General features: G+C 29.0%; 1 pseudogene. It reads left to right on the forward strand.

Annotation, left to right across the window (positions count from 1 at the left end):
- Positions 1-550: 550 nt before the first annotated feature.
- Positions 551-1,101, forward strand: a pseudogene (locus tag ACTG3V_RS15585) (site-specific integrase); the annotation flags it as partial.

Here is a 1,101-nt window from a genome sequence, read left to right on the forward strand (position 1 = left end):
TTGCATCAAGAATTTTACAATAATAATCTGGTCTAAACTGAACACGTTTTTGAACACGATTTTAAAATAAAAAAGGGTAAAACACTGATTAAAAGTACTTTAATTAGAATTCATAACCCTGAGGTCACGGGTTCAAATCCCGTCTTCGCTACAAAGCTTAAAGCTAATAAAATCAACGAATTGTGTCTCACAATTCGTTTTTTTATGCCTTCATTTTTCTTACTTTTACAACGAGTACACGATAGAGTACACGATTTACCTATGAAACTGAATTATTCTGAGCCCAAAAATCTTTACTGGCGGAGTAGATATTACTACTTGGTCTAAACTTTCTGCGAAAGCTAAAAAAGAAGCTTTATCAAAAAAATGGTATATCTATTATTCTTACAGAAACCCCAATACAGGTAAGCTAGAAAGACAAACTAATATTAAAGCAGGGGTTAACCTTTATAAAGACAAAAAAAGTAGATATCACATTTTAATTCAACTTAAAGAAAGCTTAGAGTTTATTTTAAAAAATGGTTACAATCCGTATGAAGATAATACTTCATTGGAGGAATTTATTGAAAACCTACTTTCTTCTGAACAATCAGAACAAAAGGAAACAAAAAAGAATAAAACTAATCAGAAAGAAAGCCAAGTAGTTGCCGAAAAAAAACCTGAACTACCTACCTACTCTATTGAAGCATCTTTCAATTTGGCTCTTCAAACCAAATCAAATGTTTTAAGTGCAACCTCCTATCAAAACTTTAAAGGAAGAATAAATAGGTTTAGTAAATGGTTAAATCAACAAAAAATAGATCCAAAAGGAGACATTTCTATCATCACTAAAAAAATTGTCATACAATATTTGAATACTGTATTACAAAATTCAAGTGCTAGAAATAGAAATAATACAAGAACAGATATCAGTTCTTTATTTCAAACTTTAGAGGACAATGAAGTGATACAAGATAATTTTGTCAAGAAAATTAATGTATTAAAATCAAATCCTGAACGAAACAAAACATATACCTCTACTGAACAAAAAGAAATTTTCAAATATCTAAAAGAAAAAGAGCCTGTATTACATTTGTTTGTTCAATTTGTGTCTTACAATTA

This window comes from Polaribacter sp. (assembly GCF_965660385.1).
Taxonomy (GTDB): Bacteria; Bacteroidota; Bacteroidia; order Flavobacteriales; family Flavobacteriaceae; genus Polaribacter.